This is a genomic window from Micromonospora sp. Mcm103 (assembly GCF_024519755.1).
GTDB classification, from domain to species: Bacteria; Actinomycetota; Actinomycetes; order Mycobacteriales; family Micromonosporaceae; genus Micromonospora; species Micromonospora aurantiaca.
This window is the reverse complement of record NZ_JALJRJ010000063.1, coordinates 1-643: the sequence shown is the minus strand read 5'-3', so window position 1 is coordinate 643 and position 643 is coordinate 1. Positions and strand designations below refer to the sequence as shown.

The 643-nt window shown below is 69.4% G+C and carries 1 protein-coding gene; it reads left to right on the top strand.

Annotated features, from left to right (window positions below; translation table 11 throughout):
* Positions 1–48: 48 nt before the first annotated feature.
* On the top strand, positions 49–643 hold a 595-nt coding region (locus OC439_RS30180; RefSeq protein ID WP_262016386.1), incomplete at its 3' end, for an AMP-binding protein.

Sequence of the window (643 nt, the reverse complement as noted above, 5' to 3'; positions counted from 1 at the left end):
AGCCATACGCGGGTGTTGGGTCGGGGGCGGGCGGAGCGGTTGGCGGCGATGTATCGCGGTGTGTTGGAGGCGATGGCGGCTGATCCGGATGGTGATGCGTCGGGGGTGTTTCTGTCGCCGGAGGACGGTGTGGTGGTTGGGGGGTTGAACCGGGGGGTTGGGGAGTTGGTGGGTGTGTCGGTGGGGGAGGCGTTTGGGGCTCAGGTGGCGGCGCGGCCTGATGCGGTGGCGGTGGTGGCGGGGGCGGCGGTGGTGTCGTATGCGGAGTTGGACCGGTATGCCGATCGGGTGGCGTGTCGGTTGCGGTCGCTCGGGGTGGGGCCGGAGTCGGTGGTGGGGGTGCATCTGGAGCGGGGTGTGGGGTTGGTGGCGGGCTTGTTGGGGGTGTGGAAGGCCGGGGGTGCGTATCTGCCGATCGACAAGTCCATGCCGTCGGAGCGGGTGGGGTATCTGGTGGCTGACGCGGGTGTGGGTGTCGTGGTGGACGAGGCGTTTCTGGAGGGTCTGCCCAGTGGTGGGGGTGAGCGGGGTCGGTGGGGTTGGTCTGCTCCGGATCCGGATCAGTTGGCGTATGTGGTCTACACCTCCGGTTCGACGGGTCGGCCGAAGGGCGTCGGGGTGACCCACCGCAGCCTCGCCAACC